The sequence below is a fragment of the Methylocystis sp. genome (assembly GCF_050251305.1).
Lineage (GTDB): Bacteria > Pseudomonadota > Alphaproteobacteria > Rhizobiales > Beijerinckiaceae > Methylocystis.
Map to the genome: position 1 here is coordinate 1 of NZ_JBFWNB010000025.1, position 23,313 is coordinate 23,313.

Genomic DNA, 23,313 nt, shown 5'->3' on the forward strand with positions numbered 1-23,313 from the left:
CCACGCGCATGGGCATGATCACGGCGACCATGATCACGCTCACGAGGATTCCCACCGGCGCCTCGAACTCGAATCGCGGATTCTCGCGAAGAACGACGCGATCGCCGCCAAATGCCGGGCCTGGCTCGCAGGTCGAGAGATCGTGGCGCTCAATTTCGTCAGCTCGCCCGGCGCCGGAAAGACGACGCTGCTCGAACGGGCCATCGCGGATCTTTCGGGCGAGCTGCCGCTGTTCGTCATCGAGGGCGATCAGGCGACGTCGAATGACGGCGAGCGCATTCGCGCGGCGGGCGCGCCGGTGGTTCAGGTCAATACCGGCACCGGCTGCCATCTCGACGCCGAGATGATCGCGCGCGGTCTCTCCGAACTCAAGCCGAGCGTCGGATCGCTCGTCTTCATCGAGAACGTCGGCAATCTGGTCTGTCCGGCGCTGTTCGATCTTGGCGAGCGCGCCAAGGCGGTCATCTTTTCGACGACCGAAGGCGAAGACAAGCCGCTCAAATATCCGCATATGTTCAGCGCGGCGAAGCTCGTCATCTTCAACAAGATTGATCTTCTGCCGCATCTCGATTTCTCGATGGAGCAGGCGCGGGAGAACGCGCTCCGCATCAATCCGGACATTGAGATCGTCGAAGTCTCCGCCAGGACCGGCGCGGGCATGCCGACGCTCTACAACTGGATTCGCGCGCAACGTATGGCGGCAAGACAGTTGGACGTCATCTGAGGCTGCTGGGCCAGTGAAGCCAGCGCGGCCAGTCCAAATGCCTCAGGAACAAATCCACCTCGCTGAAGTTTCAGCCTTCAGCGAGGCTACTTCATGAAAACACTAAAATCAGATAGATGGCGAAGCGCCTTCCGGCTTACCGGCGGCACAAAATTCGTGGTCGTGAAGCAGACGGGCGCGGAACAGCGCCCCCGGTCATTCGCAAGCGCGCTCAGGGCGCTCGACGGCCTGCTGTACGAAGCCGGAAAAACCGAGCGGGGGATCGTCCTTCTGAGTCCGGTCGAGATCGAAGGCGGTCGCGGCGTACAGGATAGCCTGCGCGGAGACCATCACGGCGGCGAGAGATTACTCGGAGCGCGCGTTGCGACTGCTGTCGCGGCCCTAGCCTCGACAGGCTGTCCCGGGTTGGGCCGCTGCGGCCGAATTTTGCGCCGCCATTCGAGTGACACGGTCTCCGTCGAGTCGGCGCACAAGCGTCGGCCGCCGTGGCGGGGTCAATGTCCGTGCAGATAGGCGAGATAAGTGCTGAGGAAATAGACGATGGAGAGTGACAGGCTTGTCCAGCCGACGACGCCGAAGAAGCGGACTGAGGGTCTGTCGATGAGGGCGACGATCAAGATGCCGGACATAATGACGGCGGCGAAGGCGGTCACCGCATGGGTCGGCGACGCCGCCGCGAACAGCGATCCCGGCTCATAGGCGATGTCGTCGACGGCGAGCACGAGCATATTAAAGAGATTGCTGCCCAACAGATTGGCGATGCCCATGTCGAGTGCGCCGAGGCGCATTGCCGCCATGCTGACGACGAATTCGGGGATAGATGTGGCGGCCGCGACGAATAGGGTGCCAACAAAAGTCGTGCGCCAACTCATGGCCTCAGAAATCTCGAGACCCACGAAAGGGAGCCAGACGCCTGCCGCGGCGACGATCCCCGCCGCCAGAAGATAGCCGCCGATTGCCCGGGCAAGACCTATGTCGGGCTTGGGCGCGGAGTCCGCGCCGGCGGCGGATCGCCGCGACTCATAGCCAAATGTGGCGCGCATTGCCAGGAGATAGAGTGCGATCAGGACCGGGGTATAGATGCCGATGTGAAAGAATTTGGGCCAGAACTGATTGACGCCGAGCAGCAAGGACGCGCCAGCGAAGCCGATGAGGATCACCCCGAAGCCGGCGGTGAGAATATGCCCCTGGTCCATGCGGGTGAACACAGATCCCTCTCGGCTCAATGCGTCGAGAAAAACGAGTATCGCCAGATTGAAAATGCAACTCCCTAGGGCGTCGCCGATCGCGATATTGGGCGCCCCGACGGCGGTGACGGCGGTGACGCCGGTTAGGAGCTCCGGCAGTGAGGTGGCGGTCGCGAGCAACAGCAGGCCGACCCAGCTGCGGGTCAGTCCCGTCCGCCGCGCGATAATATCGCCATGGTAGCTCAGCGCCGGCCCCGCGACCCCGATCAACGCGACGCAGATCGCGAATTTCGTCCACGCCTCGGCAATAACTGTCATTTGGCCTCCCTTATCGTCTCGAGGCGGCGCGGCTCAAGGCTTTTTTCCTGTTTGAAAGCGACCACGCGGTAGATATACCAAAGCCGGCATTGAGCCGACGACGGCGTTAGACGCCGCGTTCCGGTGGAGATCTGCCGATAGCGATTTTCCAGCAGATGGCCGGCGTCGGCGAGAACGCCGGACCAGGTCGTGGTTCCCGGGGCGGAATAGACGAAGAATCGGCCCGACGGCATTTCATCGGCGCCCGCCGGCGCGGAGATCGGCGTCCGCACTGCCGGAACGAGGCGTCCCAAAAAGACCGCGCCCAGCCGATGTAACCGCGAAACCATTCCTCCGCTCTGTCGGTCCCGGTCGGCTCCAGCATTAGCTAGCGGCCTCGCCGCGCGGCGAACCGTTTCAGGCGCTCTTTTCCGATCCATCGGCCTACACCATAGCAGAAAAACGCCCCCACCGTGGAGATGACCGCGCCTGCGAGAAGGACAAGGCGCAGGGTGAGGTCCCGGCGCGCCGCTGCGAAGCCGGCTGCGCTCCTCTCCGCGTCCATGAACAATGCCCGCCGTCGCGCTCGGTCTCGCACTCGCCACGATCTCCTTTGCCGCCGGCGTTCCGGTGGCTTGGCGCGGAGAGTGATTCCGCCGCTGGGTCTATGAAGCGGTCGAATGCCCGGTGATCGTTCTGTTGGGGCACCCTGATTCGGGTCGCTGCCGGCTCCATCGAGCCGACCGGCGCTGCCGATCTTCTTTCCCTTACGTTGCTGCGGGACGTCGCGCGGAGCGACGCGTTGATCGCGCTGGCCTCGATTCTTGCCCGCTTCGACATTGCGCGCGACGACCGTCGCGCTCGCCGAGGGCGACTGTCACGTTAGAGGGCCGCCAATTATCCAAAGAATGCTAACGAAGGCGGATGCGGTTGCTGCCGCGGTCAATAATCCAACGGCAAAATCTACTAAGGGCTCAATCGCGAGTTGAACGTCCCTCGCGATGCGATATTCCGGCGAAGACTGCTCCTGCGCTATCGCAGTTCATGGACCCACCAACCCGCCAGGGTCTCGGTCAAAAACTCTCTCCACCGCGTTTGCATCGTCATGCGCGAGACCAGTCCGCCAGTTACGGCGAATGCGCTGAATGCGACGAGCAACGGAAGAAGTAGGACGACGCGTCAAAGATCAGAGATATTCTTGTATTCCCGCGCATCAAAAAAGCCGCGGCTGCGCCGCCAACTGAAGGAGGACGAACAACAAGACCAGAAAAGTCAACATAAAGGCTCGGGCGCGCGCAGGGCCGATCCAATATTTCGAAGCCATCGATAAAAATCGCAACCATTGATAATATGGATTAACAGGCGTTGGATCGCAGCTTGTCATGATATTCGTCCTCACATCCGGACGCTTCATCGACCGAGCAGTTATAAGGTGGCGGGGGCTACGCACAAACGCGCGGCGCCGTCAAGGTCTTCGACCATATTGGTTCTTTACGGATGGTCCGCGCGACGGTCAAATCAAATGGCGCATACGATAAGGCGCATGCCGATTCGACCATGATGGTGCTTCGCGATTCGCTTCATTGTTTTGCGCGGAGAACGTCCTTGAGCGGCCAGATGCGCGTTCGGACGCGATTTTTTCGACATCGGTCATTGCGAATCTCCAAATGATCGAACGCGTCACGTAATTCCCTGCCGCGTCTATCGCGGAGCGAGATCGGCCCGCCAGCTTTTTGGCCAAAGAATCCAATGTTCGACTTGGAGCTGTCGCAGCAATATTGGGAACATCGCGATCAGAATGATCCCAATAGAGAACAGACACCATATTGCCGGTGATTCGTTGACATTACTCGTGAGAAAATTCGCGAGTACCGGCCCGGCGAGCAGATGGAAGAGCGCGAAGCGCCACGATCCATAAAGAAACGGCAAGACAAGGACAGTCAGGACATAAGTTGGAAACCCCCAATTCGCGCCAATCGCGTCGTCAAATGGTCGGGCGAGTCCATTGTAGGGAATGTCCCAGGCGATGTGCCACTCTCCTGAACGCAAGCATAGTTCTCTGCCGCAAAAAACCTGGCCAATCCGACATGTCCCCGCCCATTCGAAAGGATAGACTTGGGCCAGCATGAACATTGCCGAAACCGTGCACAAGCAATACACGATGACGCGTACCCGCCGGCTGACCGGGGCCGGCACCAGTTGCATTGCGAATGCGTTGATGACGAAAGGCTGAAAAACAATATGAAGGTACGATAATGCGATAATCAGCCGATTGGCGGGCGAACCACATGCGTCCGCCACGAAATAGCCGGCTGCCTGCAGGCCTTCCATGATGCTGAAATAGCCGACGGCGACCCATATAGCCCTTGGCGCCCCCATACGTGCGGCAAAGAGAGTTGTCGTGACGCCAATTGCCCCCACCGTCACTGAAGCAGCCAGACTCCAACACATGCTTGCACCATCAGGGGTCGCGACGCTAAAAAATGCAATTCCGTCTGTGGTCGCCACGGACTGTTGGCTCGACGTGAACCATGCGACGGCGCAGCTTTTTAGACAAGCCCGCCGACCAGTCCTCCGGCGATAAAAAACGATGGACACGACGGACCGCATTCAGGCTTTTGCTCGTCTGGCCGCCACTCTGGCCGGGATCTATGTTTGTTCTTTGTTGTGGGCGCCCTTCTTATCGAGTTTAACATTGGCGGTCACGCTCGCGATTTTGTTTGCTCCAGCCCATGAACTTATCGAGCAGAGGCTGAAAAGCTCGAATCTTTCAGCCGCCGTTTCTGTGCTAATTGTCGCGGTCATCGTCGTGGCGCCGACGTTTTTCGTCACGGAAAGACTTATTAGCGAGGCGGTGAATAACGCTGATTACATGCAACGCCAGCTTGCGTCGAGCGATTGGCGGCGGCTAATCGGCAAGCATCCTTGGACTGCAACGCTGAGCCAATGGATTCAGAACGAGATTGATCCAGGGGCGATTGTAAGCCGCCTGACGTCCTGGCTGACGAACGCGGGCGCCGTATTTCTTCGGAGATCGACCGCCGGGGTCATTAGCGTCCTCATTACTTTCTATGCGCTTTTCTATTTGCTGCGCGATCGACGCGAAGCAGTCGCAATGGTCAAAGCTCTCTCGCCGCTGTCTGAGGCGGAAACTGATCTCATCGTAACTCGCGTCGCGGAAACCATTTACGCGATCGTTTATGGAACCTTGGCGGTCGCAGCGATTCAAGGTGCGTTGGCGGGCTTGATGTTTTGGTGGCTCGACCTCCCGGCTCCGCTGCTTTGGGGCCTCGTCATGGGGCTCCTGTCTATCGTGCCGGTTCTAGGCGCGTTTATCGTCTGGATTCCAGCCGCGATCGTTCTGGCGCTGGATGGAAATTGGGGAAAGGCGATTATTCTCGCCGCCTGGGGCGGCCTGATCGTCGGAAGCGTCGACAATTTGCTTCGTCCGCTGCTGATGGGCGAGCGGCTCAAAATCCATGCCTTCATGGTCTTTATCTCGCTGGTGGGGGGGCTAAACCTTTTTGGGACGCCAGGCATGATTCTTGGGCCAGTTGCGATGACGGTGACGATCGCACTTCTCGGCTTGTGGCGCGCCAGCGACGTTGAGGCGGAGAAAGCGACCCAAGGCGCTCCAGCCGAGCGGAGAACTGAAAGGCCATGGCATTGCGTCTCGCGCGACGAGGTTCTCCAGCGGCTAGGCGTTTCGGCGAACGGCCTATCGACGCAGGAGGCCTCGAAGTTGCTCGCCGCGCACGGGCCAAACGTCCTTCTCAAGCAGACGAAGCCGCTCCGGCCCTGGGCGATCTTTTTAGCCCAGTTCAACAGCATTCTCATCTGGATCCTGATCGCCGCGAGCGTCGTCTCCGGCTTTCTCGGGGACGCGATCGACGCGGTCACCATCCTCGCCATCGTTTTCCTGAACGCCATCGTCGGTTTTTACCAGGAATACAGCGCGGAGAAATCGATCGCCGCACTGATGCGAATGACCGCGCCGCAAGCGAAAGTTTGGCGCGACGGCGCGGTGACGACGGTCGCTTCGGCTGAAGTGGCGCCTGGCGACATACTCGAACTCGACGCCGGCGACCTGGTCGCCGCCGACGCCCGGTTGTTTGACGCCGTTTCCCTCTCCTGCGTTGAAGCCGCCCTGACTGGGGAATCGGAAGCCGTCGAGAAAAACGCGGAGGTCCTGGCGCAGGCGGAACTTCCGATCGGCGACCGTAGGAACATGGTTTTCATGGGCACGAGCGTCGCGACCGGCTCTGGCCGGGCGGTGGTGGTCGCGACCGGTATGCAGACCGAATTCGGCTCAATCGCCACCCTTCTCGAGGAAGCCGGCGCGGCGGCGGAAACGCCGCTGCAGCAGCGCCTGGGAGCATTCGGGCGAATCCTGGTCTGGGCGTCTCTTGGGATCGTCTCCCTGCTGTTTGGGCTCGGACTATGGCGGGGCGGGGACGTCTTGGAACTCTTCCTGACTTCGGTCAGTCTCGCGGTCGCGGCCATACCCGAGAGCTTGCCCGCTGTCGTCACGGCAGCGCTATCGCTCGGCGTGATGAGGATGTCGAGGCGTCGCGCGCTGATCAGACGATTGGCCTCGGTCGAAACGCTCGGTTCGGCCAATGTGATCTGTACGGACAAGACTGGGACGCTCACGGTCGGTCAAATGACCGTGCGCAGGCTGCTCGTCGCCGGGCGGGCGTATGAGGTCTCCGGCGAAGGCTATGGCGGCGACGGCGACATCCGATTCGAAGGCCGAACGATTGAGCCGGGCCGCGACGCCGCGCTGACGCGACTGAGCGAAATCCTTGTAGGCTGCAATAATGCGCGTTTCGAGCAAGAGGACGACACATGGAGAGTGATTGGCGATCCCACGGAAGGCGCGCTCCTCCTTGCGGGAAGAAAGGCCGGAGCGCATCGCGACGCGCTCGATCGGGCTCAGCCGAAAATCTTCGAGATACCTTTCGACTCGGACCGCAAGCTGCATTCCATCGTCCGCCGCCTGCCCGAGGGGCGGCGACGCGTCCTGACCAATGGCGCGCCCGACGTCTTGCTCCAACGCTGCTCACACATATTGGACGCGTCTGGCGTGCGGCGGATGACGGACGTAGACCGGGAGGCGATCGCCAGCCAGAACCGCGAATTCGCCGATCGCGCGCTGCGCGTGCTCGGCTCGGCGTTCCGTGATCTCGAGTCAACGTCGAGCGAGGAGCGTGCGCCCGAGGCGATTGAAAAGGACCTCGTCTTCGTCGGTCTCTCGGGCCTCTACGATCCGCCGAGACCGGAAGCAAGAGACGCTCTGGCGAAGTGTCGAAGCGCCGGCGTGCGCGCCGTAGTCATCACTGGCGACCATCCCCATACCGCCAAAGCCATTGGCCGCGAACTCGGAATCGACGCGACCGGGCGCATCCTGTCCGGCGTGGAAATGGATAGGCTGACGGACGAAGACCTCGAGACGAAGGTTACGGATACAACCATCTACGCCCGTGTGAACGCGGCGCACAAACTGCGCATCGTCAGAGCATGGCAGGCCAACGACGCGGTCGTCGCGATGACGGGGGACGGGGTGAACGATGCGCCCGCAATCAAGGGCGCCGATATTGGCGTGGCGATGGGGCGCTCGGGCACGGAGGTGACGAAGCAGGCCTCCGATATGATCATTACCGACGACAATTTCGCTACCATCGTCGCCGCGATCGAGGAAGGGCGCGGCATCTACGAGAATATCCGCAAGACACTCCTCTACCTTCTCGCCTGCAATTCAGCAGAACTTTTTGTCATGGCGATTAGCATCATCATCGGTTTGCCGGCGCCGCTGCTCCCCATCCATCTGCTGTGGATCAATCTGATCACCGATGGTCCGCCGGCGCTGTGTCTGGCCGCGGATCGCGTCGACGCTTCGGTGATGAACAAGCGTCCGCGGGAGCGAAATGAGGAAATCGCCGACGAGGAGTTTCTCTGGACGATGTTTCTCGTTGCCGTTCCGACAGCCGTCGTGTCGTTCGTCGCTTACGTCTACGGCCTGCGCTATGGGAACCTGGAACTCGCCCGCACATACGCCTTCATGGCGATGGTCTTCGCCCAACTCTTCACCTCGCTCAGCGTGCGGAGCCGGAACCCGATCTGGCGCGAAAGCCTGTTTTCGAACGTCGCTCTGCTTGTCGTAATCGTCCTGTCAATTTCCGTGCAGATGTCGATCCAGCAGAGCGAATTTTTCGCCGGGCTTCTCAAGACGGCGCGCGTGCCCTGGGAGGACGCGTTCCGATTGCTGGCCTTCGCCTTCACGTCGCTTGTCGTGCTGGAGTTTCTAAAATTTCTGCGATCCGCTGCGGGCGAGGCCAACGACCTGAAGATCATTCGCGCATCGGCGATCAGCGCGCTCGCGATCGTCGCGGTCGGGGGGAGCTGGCTCTATTGGTCGTGGTGGGACGCGCCCGGCATCCGATCTGTCACAGAGAGGGAAACGCGACAGTCGGCGCCGCAAAGCGTTACGGTCGAGGGGCTCGTCAGTGCAGAGAGCGTTGCGCGGGTGACGGCCCCTGTATCAGGCGCGATCGAAGCCATCTACTGCGAGGCGGGCGCGCAAGTGAACGCCGGCCAGCTGTGCGCCCGGATCGACTCTGGGCCCTATCGCGCCGCGGCGGCAAGCGCGCAGGCCGACCTCGACGCCGCAAGGAAGAAATACGAGAGGAGCCTCGCGCGAGCCACGCGCGCCAAGGCGGCGCTGGAGCGTCGCCAGGCGCTCGCGCAACGCAACGCCGCGATACGCCGCAAGTTGGATCGTTACAAAAACGCCTATGCGCGTGCCGTGGCGAAATCGAAGAGCGACGAAGCGCTGGTCGCCAAGCGCGAAGCTGCGTTACGCGCCGCCGAAGTCGAACTCGACAAGACGAACATTCATTCGCCCGTCGACGGAAAAATCGTCGCGCTGGCCGGTGAAACGGGCGAGAGCGCCGAGGCGAGCGCGGCTCAACCCCCGCTCTTCGTGGTGGCCTTGCCCGAGGCGCGCATAGAGGCGCGCGTCACGGAGAAAGACGTCGCAGAAGTCGAGGTCGGGCGACCGGTCTCCATCACCATCGACTCTCTTCCCGGCCGCGTTTTCGAGGGTGAGGTGAAGACCATCAACCCGTCGCCAGACGCAGGGGCCGATGGAAAAAGCTATGTTGTGGTCGTGGGCGCGGCCAATCCGCAGGCGTTGCTGGCGCCGCTGATGAAGGCGACGGTGAAAATACCCATCGTCCACGACAAGGACGCGCGCCGCGCGCCAGACAAGCCGTCGCGAGCCGTTTGGAGCGACTGTTCCGCCTGCGCCCCGGCTGCGGAAGCCAACTCGTGATATCGATTGCGGGGTCGTAGCGTCGATAAATATTTGCCGTAACGGCAATGACGTCGCCGAGCGCCAGAGCCCTCGCATCGATGATCGTCGACTGATCGCCGGCGCTTTTGGGATACGGCTGCCTTTTTGTGTAATTTGCGGCTCGGCGCAATACAGCTTCGATGTGTTCGCCTCGCGCTATTCACGCAATGACTTACGCCAAGATAAGGAGCGCTCGTGGACGTGCCGCATAAAGGCCGGTGGAATGTAACAGCCGACAGCGGCGATCCTGGTCTCGCGATCGACGACCATTATGCAACGACGTGGCGATCCGATCCTTCGACGGAGCCGTGGCTGGAAATCGACTTGGGGGTGATTGCGACGCTTGGCGGACTGGAAATTTATTGGGGCAAAGAAACTCCCAGAAGATATGGGTTCGAGGCTTCGCTCGACCGTGAGACCTGGACGCATCTTTGCCGCACTCTGCACGGCGAAGGCGGACAAGAGATTTTCGCTTTCCCGCCGGTCGCGGCCCGCTTCGTGCGCTGGAAATGCGACAACCTGGAGCCGGCGCGAACGCCCGAGATCATCGAGATCAACTTGTACGGCCCGGCCGATGCCGCGTCGGTGTTGGAGGAGGGTCGCATTGCGGCGCTCGGCAACGCCCCGGTCAAACTTCCCCCTGGCGAGAGCATCACGGTAGATTTTGGCTATGAGAGATTGCCTCTTGGAGCCTTCATCAAATGGGGAGCGACTTACGGAACCGTATTTTCGGTGCATCTCTCCGATGATGGCGCAAACTTTCGCGAAGTCGGCCGGATCTCGACCGGCGATGGCGATATAGACAACTTTTGGTGGCGCTCCACCACCAGCCGTTATTTTCGCTTGACGGTGCATGAGGCGAGTTCCCCAGAGGGAGCCGTCGTCAACGAACTCAAAATCCGACTCTTGAACAAAGACCGGATGCCGTTCGGACAGTTCGAGCGCGCCGCCCGGGCGGGGCGCGGTGAGCTCTACCCGCAGTCGCTCCTGGGTCGCCAAGTCTATTGGACGGTCGTCGGCGAGCGGGAGCGACCGGAGGACGCGCTTTTCGATGAATACGGAAATCTCGAGCCGCGCGCGGAGAGCGCCCAGATCACGCCTCTTCTCAGATTGGGCGGAGTGCTTCGCGGAGCGCCGGCGAGCGCAGCCGTCAGTCAATCGCTGCTCGATGGCGCGCTGCCCATACCGAGCGTCACTTGGTCGATGCTAGGGGTCGAACTCAGGGCGACCGCCATCGCTCATGCCGGCGAAGCACTGGTCGAATACCGCATTACAAACAGGGATAGTCGGCGGCAAGACGGCGCGCTTGTCCTCGCGGTGCGGCCGGTCCAAATCAATCCCTATTGGCAACACGGCGGCCATGCGGCCATCGACGCCATCGGTGTCGACGGGCGCCAAGTGTGGGTCAATAATCAGATCTTCGCCGCTTTTTCGCGCGAACCGGATTTCGTCTCCGTTGCGGACTTTGACAATGGAGACGTAATAAGACTGATTGAGAACGCGCCGCGACAAACCGTTCGCAGACTTCATTCAGTTTCAGGCCTGCTTAGCGCCGCTTGCGAGTTCCGCTTTTCCTTGGCGCCTGAGGGGAGCGCCGCCTTCGTCCTCTCGTCGCCGATGTGGGATGGCGTCACGCCCCACCCGGATATATCGTTTTGCGCCGTCCACGAAGAAGTCGCGCGGGGCTGGCGGAAGAAGATCGGACCCCGGAAAATCACAGTCGGTGATCGAGAAGTCAGCGACACCGTCGAGGCGCAGACCGCGCTTATTCTCGTGAACGCTACGCAACACGCCTTCAAACCCGGTCCCCGCAATTATGACCGCACATGGATTCGCGATGGTTCGTCGCAGGCGCTCGCGCTGCTCTGGGCTGGCTTGGTCGACGAGGCGAAGGACTATGTCCTTTGGTATTCAAAACGCATTTATAAAAATGGGATGGTGCCGCCAATCCTGAATTGGGACGGAAGCGTCAACAAAGGATACGGAAGCGATATTGAATTTGACGCGCAGGGCCAATTCGTCGGCATCGCTGCGGATATATATCGCGTGACCAGAGATCGCGACTTTCTGCACGCCGTTTACGAGCCTGTGGTCCGGGCGACCTGGTTCATCGAGACGCTGACCGCAAGAACCAATGCGCAGCACGGCCCGCAGAGTTCGTTCCACGGACTGTTGGCGCCGTCCATAAGTCACGAGGGCTACAGCAAACCTTCCTACAGCTACTGGGACAACTTTTTTGCCCTGAGCGCGTGGCGGAACTGCGCGTATCTTGCAAATGAGGCGGGCGATGCGGCCGTTGCCGCCCAGGCGAAAGCGAAAGGCGAGGAGTTCGCCGCCAATCTTGCGCGCTCTCTTCGGATGACCGCGGAGCGATTGGGCTCCAAATATATACCTGCATCGGCCGATCGCGAGGACCTGGATCCGAGTTCGACGTCGATCGCTTTCGAGCCTTGCCGGGTGGATGACGTCCTTCCGAGAGATTTGCTAACGGCGACCTATGACGTCGTTTCCCGTCAGATCGAAGTGGTTGGAAAGCCGAAATTCGTGGAAAGCTATACGCCATACGGCGTTCGCAACCTCAACGCTTTCGTGTCGCTTGGTCGTTTCGACGACGCCTTCCGACTGCTCTCCGCCGCCCTTATCTGGCGGCGACCGAGCGGATGGCGCTCTTGGGCGGAGGTCGTCTGGGGCGAACCGCAGTCGCCCGAATATATTGGCGACATGCCCCACACATGGATCGGAGCGGAGTTCGCCACAGCGATCCGTCGGATGCTGCTGTGCGAAAACGGCGCCGCCTTGGAATTGTTGCGCGCGGTTCCCGATGCATGGTGGGAGGGCGATGGCATTACGCTGCATGAAATGCCGACCGCTTTCGGAATCGCCAATCTTTGCGCTCGTCGCGATCGAGCCCAGGCGGTCATCGACCTCAAGTTGAGCGGTCCACAACCAAAACGGATCACATGCCGATTTCCTGGAGCCAAGCAAGCGCGAGCAGACGGCAGGCCGTGCGATGTGCATGGGGATGTCATCTCGGCGCCGAACTTCAACCGGCTGATTATCGAGTCCTGATATCGATCTCACCAGCCTTATTTTATCGTCCATTTGCTGGACGCAAACCCAGGCGCGGTTCACAATGTGCTGCGCGTTTGTCCACGTCGCATCGGCTTCGCCGACCGTCCGTTTCGTCGAGAACCGCCCCCAGCAGGAATTCTTGGACGCCATTCATCCTTGCCTATCGACCCTCACCTACGTTCCGGTCTCGACTGCGCAGCCAGAGGATTGTCAACCACGAGGACCCGTCAATCAGACCAGAACGCCACGTCGCGTCGTCAATCGCCAGCACCCGCAACTAGGTTGGCGCGCCTTGGGGCGACGATTGTTTTGATGTCCCTGTTGTCAACGAACCGTTTGAAAAATGAATTTATGACCGAGCAAAACTTAGGGCGGCGACATTCCCTTAGCGGCAAGCTCCTTGAGTGCTTGCGCGTTTTTGGAAATGTGCGTCAGACCCATGCCACGCAGTACGTTCGGGGCCTTGGAGAACTGAATGTTCTCATAGCCGACGACCTCGACGCGATTGCCCCACGGATCGTAAAAATCGAGGAAAGGCCCGGGCAGTACTTCGATGCCTGCTTCAGCCAGCGCCCGGCGGACGGCGTCCTTGTCGTCGACCACCAGCCCAAAGTGACGATTGTCGTCTCTGGACTGGCGGCGACCTTTCTGAAGAGCGAGGAATTGGTCGCCCAGGTCGATGAAGGCCATATCCTCGCTCTTGCCGCGAAGCTCGAACTCGAACACTTGCGCATAGAATGACAGTGCTGCATCGATGTCGCCTACTTCCAGCGCGACGTGATTGAAGCCGACGGCGCGAGAGCCGCATGCTCTGGATGCGGATCCACAGTTGCGGAATGGTGGCTTTCGAGGCGTAGAAGGTCGTCATTGCGCGCCCTCCTGCGCACCTTTAGCGCGGCCCGGCTTGAGGATCGCGCCAAGCTGGTCAGCAATGTCCATCGACAGTTGGATGAGCGCGGGACCCGCCCGAAAGTCGTCCAGCTCGTCTTTGATTGCGAGAATACCGAGATGAAGTGCATAGGCGCGATCATGGACATGATCGAGTTCGTCCCAGTCGAAGCCTTGGGGATTGCTGCTCATGACTGCGCCTCCTGCTTGTGCTCGATCAAACGCTCGGCGTCGAACGCTTCGGACAATCTGTTCATCTCTCGTGTGATGTCATGCGCGAGTTGTAGGACGCCCCTCGCCTCGGCTTCGTCGTCGCTGTCGACGAGGACTCCTCCAATTGCGGCGACGAGCCCCCACATGCGTCTTCGCATGCTGTTTAGTTGGTCAGAGAATTCGCCGGGCGACATTGAGGCTTTGTCGCCAAATGGACTGTAGAAAAGGCGAGCGGCCTTCGCGATCGTCTCCGCGTGCTCATTTTCAAAGCGGACTCCTGTTAGAGCGGTTCACGATTTGACGGAAGCGTATCCGGCGTTTGCAAAATAGTTTGCGCACTCGCTTGGTTCGATCTCTTCGACGCGGCGGCCGATGTGCCGCCAAAGTGTCCTCGATCGTTCGTTTCTGCGCATGTCGCATCCAGTGCCTTAATCTTGGCGAAGGCTTGCTCGATCGGGTTGAGGTCGGGGGAGTAGGGCGAGAGATACCAGAGCCGCGCGCCGGCCGCCCGGATCGCCTTTCGCACCGCGGCGGATTTGTGACTGCCGAGATTGTCCATCACGACGATGTCGCGGCGCTGAAGGACTGGCGCGAGTTGCTGCTCGACATAAGCGCGAAAGCACAGGCCGTTGATCGGGCCGTCGAAGACGCAAGGCGCGGCGAGACGGCCACAGCGCAGCGCGCCGAGGAAGGTGAGCGTGCGCCAGCGGCCGTGCGGCGCGAAGCCGCGCAGACGCTTGCCTCTCGGTCCCCAGCCGCGCAGCGGCGCCATGTTGGTCTTGATCCAGGTCTCGTCGATGAAAACCAGTCGTCGAGGATCGAGGCGGGACTGCCATGATCGCCAGCGTCGCCGCCTGCGGGCGACGTCGGCGCGCCCTTGCTCAAGCGTGAACAGCGTTTTTTTGAACCGCAGCCCCTCGCGGCGCAGGAACAGCCACACCGCATTGTGCGAGACCTCACGCCGCGCGCCGCCAGTTCGGTCTTCAGCCCATGCAACGTCAGATGCGGCGTCTGTTCGATCCGCTCGATGATGAAGGCGCGGTGCGGTTCCAGCGCGCGCTTGCGATGCCCGCCCATCTTGCCGGGCGCAACCGACCCCGTCGTCCGACGACGCTGCGACCACTTCACGACCGAGGAAACCGCAACGCCGAAACGCTTCGCAACCGAACGACAGCTCTCGCCTGCCGCTGCTGCGGCAACTACACGCTCGCGAAGATCATTGGAAAGAGGTCGCGCCATCGGATGCTGGCCTCTAGCCCAGCCAGCATCTTGAATCACAAGCCCTGCATAAGGGGAATCCTCCCGATTCTAAAAAAATGTGAACCGATCTAGCGTTATCCGAACTTTTCCTGGACCTCTTTGGCGATCTCTCGTTATCGAAGGAGCGCATGACGCTTGTGCCTCGAATGCTTTGATCGCCGCGGATGCTTTCGATACGAGATCGAGCGCGTCGTTCTCGCGGGCACGCTAATGCGTCGCACCATCGATCTTACGGGTGTTTTTCTCCGCCGCTTGTTCGTCATCGCGGCGCCGTGCCTGTCCCCGATTTGCGCGAATGCTGCTTCGCAAGTGACTTGGATCTCCAAGTAGTGGGAAGCCGTCGACCATCTCAACTGGCACGGTCTCGACACGGGAACCGGGCAGCATGCCCAGTCCCCGGATCATCGGGGTGTGATCGCCGATAGGGTCGAGCAGCAGAATGATCGGTTTACCCAGGGCCGACGCCCACCCCAGTTCTATCGCTACGCCGCACGAGGTGCCAGGATAAGCGACCACTAGGTCGCAGCGGCGCATTTCTTCGAAATCTAACGGGGTACAAATGTCGCCTTGCATGATGGCGGCGCCCCAGCGCTCTCTTGCGAGCGCAAGAAACGTTTCGTCACTTTCCTCCTTGAGCACGGCGAAGATGCCGCGGATGAAGCGTTCGAACTGTGGGGGTAACTTGAGCTGCCCGAAGCGCATGAAACCGCTGATGGGACAAGCTAGAAAAGATTTGTAGGCGGAAGGATTATCGCTGAGCATCATAACAACGATTCCGGCCCTGGTTTGGCTACGCGCTCCGTCCTCACTGAGTGGTAAGGCGCAAAGCAACTAAAGTTCTTGGAAAAGACGGTCCAGAGTCAGTGTTAGCTTTCGATGGCAATTTTGGCTGCCAGCTAACGCGCTATGACGGGAATTCCGTCAAACCGGACTCTCCGCACAGTCTCCCGAAGAATATTGGTCCGGTAACAAATGGGTCGCAGGTGCGTCTGGAACAGTGGCACAGCGAAAATCAATCCAATCTCTATTCCGTTTAAGGGAGCATCTACTATTACTATTATAGCTTAGTTATAGTTTATCGTGGGCTCCGTCGCGCAGGTTGTTCCTGCGCCCTCCGAGCCCGCCATGTCTCCGTCTGGGTTGTGAATATAGCCCGATACGATTCGCCCCGAGTCCAAGCGCGCGCGGCCTCGCGGAAGAGCGCTGCGATGTCGCCTTAGCTACTTCCAAGCGAAATTAGCGACCACAGCGATTTCACGGCCAAGGCCGACCGTATTGCCCAAGTCCGCACATTCGTCGAGCGCATATTTTGTGACCTCGGACGCAGCGCGTGGTTGGATCAAGCGTTGCTCCGCATTGCACATTCAGTTTGAAGCAATTCTTTTGTGACGCTTTGCTCCGACGCATGGAGTTCCCTCCACTCTGTATGCTCTCAGAAAAGCGCCAATCCCGGCATCGACCATCGCGGCGACTGAGGCTTCGTCTCTCGGTTCGAGACCAAGCGCCGTGTGAAGCGGCAGGTCCCCGCGGATAAGACTCAAAAAATGGCCTGCGGCCTCAGTTGCGTCTGAGAACGTCAAAAGACCACGGGCCTTGGCTTCTTCGAGCAGCGCTGCGACACGCAGGAGTTCGTTTTTCGGCCCGCTGTCAAAAAAGAGCTGGCAGAGCTGTGGGAAGCGCGAGCGCTCACTGGATATCGCCTGAAAGAACGCCATCGACTCCGGCGTCATATACACCTCGACAAACTGACGGGCGAAGCTTCGAAGCGCCTCGACAAGGCCGATATCGAGATCCGGCATCTGCAGACGGCTGGCCTTCAGGCGGCATTCCGCTTCGATCAAATGGGCGAACAATGCCTCCTTACTCGGAAAGTAAGCGTAGAGCGTCGCCTTCGACACGCACGCGGATCGCGCGATCGCATCCATGCTTGTCTCAACGAAACCCTGCTCGAGGAATAATTTCCGGGCGGCCGCAATGACGGAACATTCCTTCCGTCCCGCAACATGGGCTTCCGCCAATGTCTCCGGCGATGAACATTCCGTGGAACGACCGGCCAGCGCGGGCTGCGCTGCTGCAGCCGTCAGGGACGAGGCGCCGCTGTCTTTTCTTGCCGTCAAGTCATGGCCTCCAGCGAGAACAGGCGCATGTGAGCCTCCGCAATTAAGTCGAGACAGACCCGGTCGTTGGCCGTCTTAAACGGCGAAGCGCCGCCTTCGCCTTGTTGCAAAACATCCAAACTAAACCGCTTGGTTCAGTTTAGCGTTGACAGCTATTCCTTGGCAAGAATAAAACTAAACTGTTCAGTTTTTTCTGGGTGCGAAATGGAATGGACGGCACAAAAATCGCGGCCATTGCTCGTTCCGCTTGCGCGGGATCGCCGTCCGATTCGCCGGGAGCGGCTCGTTGCGCCACAGATTGCGGCGCGCCAGGGACGCCAACCGACTTCGGGCGGAGCGAAGGTTGGCGTCATGGTTCTCGGCCTGCTCCAGGCGCCAGTTCTTTCCGGTTGCGCCGTCGGGCCCGACTTTATCGCGCCCCCGGCGCCCCAGGGCGCGGGCTACGCTGTGGGCAAGCCTGCGAATGTCACGCAATCGTCTCCCATCGCAGGAGGCGGCGCGCAAAGGCTCGTGCCTGGCCGCGACATTCCGGGCGAATGGTGGCGACTGTTCCGCTCGAAGCAAATTTCGGCGCTTGTCGCCGAGGCGGTGACGAATCATCCCAACATCGCCGCCGCAGAAGCGGCGTTGCGCCAGGCCAGAGAAACCACGGAAGCCGATGCGGCGTCGTTCCTTCCGCAAGCCACGTTAGGCCAGAGCGTCACGCGCCAGCAGATAACGACCGCGCAATTCGGCAGTTTGGCGCAAAGCTCGTCGTCCAGTGGGCCGACGGCGCTGCTCTTCTCGCTTCATAATTCGAATGTGGCGGTGTCGTTCACGCCCGACGTTTTCGGCAAGACGATGCGTACGGTTGAGAGCGATTTCGCCGCAGCCGAATATCAGCGATTTCAACTTGAGGCGACCTATCTCGCGCTGACCGCCAATGTGGTGACCGCGGCGATCGCCGATTCTTCTTATGCCTCGCAGATCAAGGTCACACGCGATCTCATCACCGCCTATCAGAAGCAACTCGACATATTGCAGAAGCGCTTCGAGCTCGGGGCCGTGAGCGCGGCCGACGTGGTCTCGGAAAAGGCGCTCGTTGCTCAGGCGCAAGCAACGCTGCCGCCGCTCGAAAAGGCGCGCGCGCAGACGCGCAATCAGCTCATGGCCTATCTCGGCCGTTTTCCCAACGACGACAAGGGCGAAGCGATCGACATAGAGCATCTGCATCTGCCGCGCGATCTGCCGTTAAGCCTGCCGTCCAATCTGGTGCGTCAGCGTCCCGACGTGCTTTCGGCGGAGGCGCAATTGCATCAGGCGAGCGCCAATGTTGGAGTCGCCACCGCAAATATGCTGCCGCAGATTACGCTGACGGGCAGTGGCGGCAGTCAGGCTTCGAATTTCTCGCAATTGTTCTTGCCGCAGACCTCAGTCTACAATCTTGCGGCGCAGCTCTCGGGACAAGCGTTCGACGCCGGCAGATTGTTCCACCAGCGCGAGGCGAAGCTCGCCGCGCTGGAACAGGCTGAAGCGCAATATCGCGCGACAGTGATCAGCGCCTTTCAAAATGTCGCCGACGCGCTGCAGGCGATCAAGCATGATGCGGAGACGCTGCGTTCGCAGGTTGCGGCGGAAAAGGCCGCCGCCGAAAGCCTGAATATCTCGCAGGCTCAATATTCGGCAGGCTCGACCACCTATCCGACGGTGCTCAACGCCGCGCAGACGCTGCTCAACGCTCGGATCAATCGCGTCCAGGCGCAGGCGGCGCGCTTCTCCGATACCGCTGCATTGATGCAGGCGCTCGGCGGCGGCTGGTGGAATCGTCTCGACGAGACTCCGGCGTCGCTGCCCAAACCCACCGATCTCATTTCAACCCTGCCGATCGCAGCGGCCATACGCGCCGAGGCTGAGGAACGCTCCCGTGCCCGTTAATACGCTTTTGCAAGACCGTCTCGGATCGATGTTCAAGCCAATGATGATCATGTTGGCGTGCGTCGCCCTCCTATTCGGAGGTCTTTACGGCTTCGTCAGTTTCCGCTCGATGATGATCGGACGGTTCCTCGCCTCCATGGCCAATCCGCCACAAACCGTGTCGGTGACGACGGCGACCTATCGGGAATGGCGTCCCAAACTATCAGCGATAGGCACGTTTCGCGCCGTCGATGGCGCGGACCTGGCGCTCGAAACCTCCGGCATTGTCGAGAAGATCCACTTCCAGTCAGGCCAGGACGTAAAGGCGGGGCAAATTCTGCTCGAGTTACGCAAGGATACCGACAACGCCCGGCTTGAATCATTGAAAGCCGCCGCGGAACTCAACGCCATCAACCTGCGCCGCGACCAGGCGCAGTTGAAAATTCGCGCTGTGAGCCAGGCGACGGTCGACACCGACGTCGCCAATCTGAGAAGCGCGAACGCGCAAGTCGTGCAGCAGGAGGCGGTGATCGCGCAAAAGACTCTGCTTGCGCCTTTCGCGGGACGGCTTGGCATCCGCCAGATTGATCTTGGCCAGTATATCAGCGCCGGAACGGCGATTGTGACGTTGCAGGCGCTCGATCCGATCTTTCTCGACTTTGTGCTGCCGCAGCAGGATTTGAATGGCGTCTCGGTCGGACAAGCGATCGCCGCGACCGTCGACGCCTTTCCCGGCCAGACCTTCAAGGGCAAGATCGACGCGATCAGCTCCAAGGTGGATCTCGCGAGCCGCAACGTCCAGATTCGCGCCAGCCTTGCCAATGCCGAACGCAAGCTGCGGCCCGGCATGTTCGCGTCGGTCGACATCGCGACCGGCAAACCCCAGCGCCTCATCACGCTGCCGCAAACGGCGATCGTCTATGCGCCTTTCGGCAATTCGGTGTTCCTAGCGCAAAAAGACGAGGAGAGCGCGGGCAAGAAGCCTCCGCAAAGCTCCGGGCTCGTGGCGCATCAGGCTTTCGTTCGCCTCGGGGAGTCGCGCGGCGACGAAGTATCGGTGCTCGAAGGCGTGCCGGAAGGCGCCACGGTCGTCACCGCCGGTCAGGTCAAGCTGCACAACGGCTCGCCGCTCGCCATTTCGCAACATCCGCCGCCGCCTGTCGACGACGATCCCAAGCCTGTGGATCAGTGAACGGAGATTCCGCAATATGCGTTTCACTGACATTTTCGTGCGTCGCCCGGTGCTGGCCAGCGTCATCAGCCTGCTGATCCTCGTGCTTGGCCTGAGATCGCTAGCGACTTTGCCCGTGCTGCAATATCCGCGCACGCAGAACGCCGTCGTCACGGTGACGACGTCCTATTTCGGCGCCGATCCGGCGACCGTCGCCGGCTTCGTCACGACGCCGCTGGAAAACGCCATCGCGCAGGCGAATGGCATCGACTATCTCACCTCGACCAGTCAGATCGGCGCGAGCACGATCACCGCCAATCTCCGGCTGAACTATGATTCCGGCAAGGCGCTGACCGAGATCAGCACCAAGGTCGATTCGGTGATCAACCAATTGCCGCAGGCCGTGCAGCGCCCCGTCATCACGGTCAAGATCGGCCAAACGACCGACGCCATGTATCTTGGCTTCAACAGCGACATCCTCACGCCGAGCCAAGTGACGGATTATCTTATCCGCGTCGTGCAGCCGCGTCTGCAATCCGTGCCAGGCGTGCAGACGGCGGAGCTCATCGGCGGCAAGACCTTTGCGCTCCGAGCATGGCTCGATCCGGTGAGGCTCGCCGCCTATGGCCTCACCGCCACCGAGGTGGCGGCCTCTCTCCAGGGCAACGACTATATTGCCGGCCTCGGCTCGACCAAAGGCCAATGGGTTCAGGTCAATCTCTCGGCGGCGACCTCGCTCCATTCGCTCGAGGAGTTCCGCAACCTTGTCGTCAAGCACGCGAACGGCGCCAATGTGAAGCTGCGCGACGTCGCCAATGTCACGCTTGGCGCGGACGACTATGAATCCTCGGTGTCGTTTGACGGCAAGAAAGCGGTTTATATCGGCATACTGGTGGCGCCGAACGCGAATTTGCTCGATGTCGTCAAAGGCGTCAAAGACGCCTATCCCGACATTTTAAAAGCGCTCCCCAAAGGCTTGAACAGCGAAATCGTCTACGATACGACGAATTTCGTGAACAGCTCCATCGATGAGGTGGTTCACACACTGATCGAAGCGGTCCTCATCGTCACCGCCGTCGTCTTCGTGTTCTTGGGATCATGGCGCTCGGTGCTGATCCCGATCATGGCGATCCCGCTTTCGCTGATCGGCTCGCTGACGTTTCTCCTCGCATTCGGCTTCTCGATCAATCTGCTGACGCTGCTTGCGCTGGTGCTGGCGATCGGCCTCGTGGTCGACGACGCGATCATCGTCGTCGAAAACGTCAACCGCCATCTCGCCGAAGGTCTTACGCCGGTCAACGCCGCGTTGCTGGCGGCGCGCGAACTCGCCGGACCGATCATCGCCATGACGATCGTGCTGATCGCCGTCTATGTGCCGATCGGATTCCAAGGCGGCCTCACCGGCGCGCTCTTCGTCGAATTCGCCTTCACGCTCGCGGCGGCGGTCACCGTGTCCGGCATTGTCGCGCTGACCCTGTCGCCGGTGAGCTGCGCGTTAGCGCTCAAGCCCCCGAACCAAGGCGCGGAAACGCTTGAGTCCCGCATCGTCGGCTTTATCGACGCGCGGATGGACGCCGTTCGTGACCGCTATCAGGCGCTCCTGGAGTCCTCGCTCAATTACGTCCCGGTGACGCTCGTCTTCGGCGGACTGGTGCTTGCGAGCATCTATTGGCTCTACGCCAACGCCAAGAGCGAGCTCGCGCCAAACGAGGACCAGGGCATCATTTTGGCGCAAGCGACGCCGGCGCCGAATGCGACTCTTCAGCAAAAGCTGTACTACGCTAATGAGGCGTATAAGATCATCGCCAAGCACCCTGAGACTGATAGCGTGTTTCAGATCAATTCGCCGGCCATGAACCTCGCGGGCATGGTGCTGAAGCCTTCGGAGGAGCGCAAAGTCGGGGCGGAGGACTTACAGCGTATGCTCCAACAGGAGCTGAGCGCCGTGCCGGGCGTGCGCTTCGTCGCCTTCCAGCCGCCGCCGCTTCCTGGCTCGATGGGCTTGCCGATTCAATTCGTCTTTCAGAGCAGCGACCCTTTCGAGAAGATGAGCGATCTCTCTCGAGAGTTCTTGTCGAAAGCTCTGGCGACGGGAAAGTTCATGTTCCTCGACACCGATCTCAAGATTGATCAGCCGCAATTGTCGCTGGTTATCGACCGCGAAAAGACAGCGCAACTCGGATTGAGAATGATTGATGTCGGCGGCGCGCTCACCACCGCGCTGAGCGGCGGCTACACGCAATATTTCGGACTGGCCGGCCGTTCCTACAAGGTCATTCCGCAGGTCGCCCAGCGATTTCGGCTGAATCCGGATCAGATCCTGAACTACTACATCAAGACGGCGAGCGGCTCCTTGGTGCCGCTTTCGACCGTCGCCAAGCTCGAGACCACCATCGTTCCCGAGTCGCTCAACCATTTTCAGCAAATTAATTCGGTGACGATATCCGGTGTGGCCGCCCCTGGCGTCATCGCCGGCGAGGCGCTCGACGCGTTGAGAGAGATCGCACGCCAAGTGTTGCCTTCAACCTATACGATCGACTACGCCGGCCCCTCGCGCCAATTCGTGCAGGAGTCAGGCGGCTTCCTGGTGACCTTCGGTTTCGCGCTGATCATTATCTTCCTCGCGCTCGCGGCTCAGTTCGAGAGCTTTCGCGATCCGCTGATCATCCTCGTGTCCGTTCCGATGTCGATCGCCGGCGCGCTGGCGTTCATCCTGCTTGGCTTCGGCGGCGCGAGCATCAACATCTACACGCAAGTCGGCCTGGTGACGCTGATGGGGCTGATCAGCAAACATGGCATATTGATCGTCGAATTCGCCAATGAGCTTCAGCATGCCGGCGCGTCGAAACGCGAAGCGATTCTCAAGGCGACCGCCATTCGACTGCGCCCCATTCTGATGACCACCGCCGCCATGGTCCTTGGCGTGGCGCCGCTCATCTTGGCCAGCGGCGCAGGCGCAGCCTCGCGCTACAATATGGGTCTTGTGATCGCCTCAGGCCTTTCCATCGGCACGCTCTTCACGCTGTTCGTTCTTCCCGCCGTCTACCTGGTGCTGGCGGCGGATCACTCGGCGACCGTGCAAGTTGACGCGGCGGAGCCTTCCGCACTCGCCAAAGCTTCGTGATCGGCGACCATGA

The 23,313-nt window shown here is 60.5% G+C and carries 13 protein-coding genes and 2 pseudogenes; 6 read left to right on the plus strand and 9 right to left on the minus strand.

Going from position 1 to position 23,313, the window contains the following annotated elements:
• Positions 1 to 724: hydrogenase nickel incorporation protein HypB (gene hypB, locus AB7F41_RS10015; protein ID WP_428406542.1), on the plus strand; the 724-nt coding region annotated here is incomplete at its 5' end.
• Between the two features lie 494 nt (positions 725 to 1,218).
• Here the strand turns inward: hypB and AB7F41_RS10020 are convergent.
• The 4 genes from AB7F41_RS10020 to AB7F41_RS10035 all read right to left on the minus strand — a co-directional run bounded on the left by AB7F41_RS10020 (position 1,219) and on the right by AB7F41_RS10035 (position 4,716).
• A complete protein-coding gene (locus AB7F41_RS10020) occupies positions 1,219 to 2,229 on the minus strand; it encodes a sodium:calcium antiporter (protein WP_428406543.1) in 1,011 nt (336 codons plus the stop codon).
• Positions 2,226 to 2,558, minus strand: a complete 333-nt coding sequence (locus AB7F41_RS10025; protein ID WP_428406544.1) for a DedA family protein — start codon at positions 2,556 to 2,558, stop codon at positions 2,226 to 2,228. The genes AB7F41_RS10020 and AB7F41_RS10025 overlap by 4 nt, the downstream gene beginning before the upstream one ends.
• A gap of 1,163 nt (positions 2,559 to 3,721) precedes the next feature.
• Positions 3,722 to 3,862, minus strand: coding sequence for a hypothetical protein (locus AB7F41_RS10030; protein WP_428406545.1), 141 nt, complete (start codon positions 3,860 to 3,862; stop codon positions 3,722 to 3,724).
• 47 nt (positions 3,863 to 3,909) lie between these two features.
• Positions 3,910 to 4,716 carry a DUF5765 domain-containing protein gene (locus AB7F41_RS10035; protein WP_428406546.1) on the minus strand — a complete coding sequence of 269 codons (807 nt, stop codon included), beginning with the start codon at positions 4,714 to 4,716 and terminating at the stop codon, positions 3,910 to 3,912.
• Between the two features lie 82 nt (positions 4,717 to 4,798).
• On the opposite strand from AB7F41_RS10035, the gene AB7F41_RS10040 reads away from it, so the two are divergent.
• Both AB7F41_RS10040 and AB7F41_RS10045 read left to right on the plus strand, forming a co-directional pair.
• A complete protein-coding gene (locus AB7F41_RS10040; protein WP_428406547.1) occupies positions 4,799 to 9,541 on the plus strand; it encodes an HAD-IC family P-type ATPase in 4,743 nt (1,580 codons plus the stop codon).
• Positions 9,542 to 9,757: 216 nt separating this feature from the next.
• The gene (locus tag AB7F41_RS10045) at positions 9,758 to 12,631 is read left to right on the plus strand and encodes a discoidin domain-containing protein (protein ID WP_428406548.1); all 2,874 of its coding nucleotides are present in this window, start codon (positions 9,758 to 9,760) and stop codon (positions 12,629 to 12,631) included.
• 369 nt (positions 12,632 to 13,000) lie between these two features.
• Here the strand turns inward: AB7F41_RS10045 and AB7F41_RS10050 are convergent.
• The 5 genes and pseudogenes from AB7F41_RS10050 to AB7F41_RS10070 all read right to left on the minus strand — a co-directional run.
• Positions 13,001 to 13,411, minus strand: a pseudogene (locus AB7F41_RS10050) (VOC family protein); the annotation flags it as partial.
• 87 nt (positions 13,412 to 13,498) lie between these two features.
• Complete coding sequence (locus AB7F41_RS10055; RefSeq protein WP_428406549.1) at positions 13,499 to 13,714, minus strand: hypothetical protein; 216 nt, start codon at positions 13,712 to 13,714, stop codon at positions 13,499 to 13,501.
• 311 nt (positions 13,715 to 14,025) lie between these two features.
• A pseudogene (locus AB7F41_RS10060) lies at positions 14,026 to 14,974 on the minus strand (IS630 family transposase).
• A 228-nt stretch (positions 14,975 to 15,202) separates the two neighbouring features.
• Entirely contained in the window at positions 15,203 to 15,760 is a 558-nt protein-coding gene (locus AB7F41_RS10065) for a nucleoside 2-deoxyribosyltransferase (RefSeq protein ID WP_428406550.1), read from the minus strand.
• A gap of 599 nt (positions 15,761 to 16,359) precedes the next feature.
• On the minus strand, positions 16,360 to 17,112 hold the full coding sequence (locus AB7F41_RS10070; protein WP_428406551.1) for a TetR/AcrR family transcriptional regulator: 753 nt from the start codon (positions 17,110 to 17,112) through the stop codon (positions 16,360 to 16,362).
• A 351-nt stretch (positions 17,113 to 17,463) separates the two neighbouring features.
• Between AB7F41_RS10070 and AB7F41_RS10075 the strand changes: the two genes are divergently transcribed.
• Genes AB7F41_RS10075 through AB7F41_RS10085 form a run of 3 tightly spaced genes read left to right on the plus strand, consistent with a single transcriptional unit; the run spans position 17,464 to position 23,300 of the window.
• Entirely contained in the window at positions 17,464 to 19,026 is a 1,563-nt protein-coding gene (locus AB7F41_RS10075) for an efflux transporter outer membrane subunit (RefSeq protein ID WP_428406552.1), read from the plus strand.
• 28 nt (positions 19,027 to 19,054) lie between these two features.
• The gene (locus AB7F41_RS10080; protein WP_428406564.1) at positions 19,055 to 20,197 is read left to right on the plus strand and encodes an efflux RND transporter periplasmic adaptor subunit; all 1,143 of its coding nucleotides are present in this window, start codon (positions 19,055 to 19,057) and stop codon (positions 20,195 to 20,197) included.
• 16 nt (positions 20,198 to 20,213) lie between these two features.
• The gene (locus AB7F41_RS10085; RefSeq protein WP_428406553.1) at positions 20,214 to 23,300 is read left to right on the plus strand and encodes an efflux RND transporter permease subunit; all 3,087 of its coding nucleotides are present in this window, start codon (positions 20,214 to 20,216) and stop codon (positions 23,298 to 23,300) included.
• Positions 23,301 to 23,313 lie beyond the last annotated feature (13 nt).

Bases quoted from the DNA above. Each gene is read 5' to 3' on its own strand.
- AB7F41_RS10020 (WP_428406543.1), bottom strand. From the start codon at position 2,229: ATGACAGTTATTGCCGAGGCGTGGACGAAATTCGCGATCTGCGTCGCG.
- AB7F41_RS10085 (WP_428406553.1), top strand. From the start codon at position 20,214: ATGCGTTTCACTGACATTTTCGTGCGTCGCCCGGTGCTGGCCAGCGTC.
- AB7F41_RS10065 (WP_428406550.1), bottom strand. From the start codon at position 15,760: ATGATGCTCAGCGATAATCCTTCCGCCTACAAATCTTTTCTAGCTTGT.
- AB7F41_RS10055 (WP_428406549.1), bottom strand. From the start codon at position 13,714: ATGAGCAGCAATCCCCAAGGCTTCGACTGGGACGAACTCGATCATGTC.
- AB7F41_RS10030 (WP_428406545.1), bottom strand. From the start codon at position 3,862: ATGACCGATGTCGAAAAAATCGCGTCCGAACGCGCATCTGGCCGCTCA.
- AB7F41_RS10075 (WP_428406552.1), top strand. From the start codon at position 17,464: ATGGTTCTCGGCCTGCTCCAGGCGCCAGTTCTTTCCGGTTGCGCCGTC.
- AB7F41_RS10025 (WP_428406544.1), bottom strand. From the start codon at position 2,558: ATGGTTTCGCGGTTACATCGGCTGGGCGCGGTCTTTTTGGGACGCCTC.
- AB7F41_RS10080 (WP_428406564.1), top strand. From the start codon at position 19,055: ATGTTCAAGCCAATGATGATCATGTTGGCGTGCGTCGCCCTCCTATTC.
- AB7F41_RS10040 (WP_428406547.1), top strand. From the start codon at position 4,799: ATGGACACGACGGACCGCATTCAGGCTTTTGCTCGTCTGGCCGCCACT.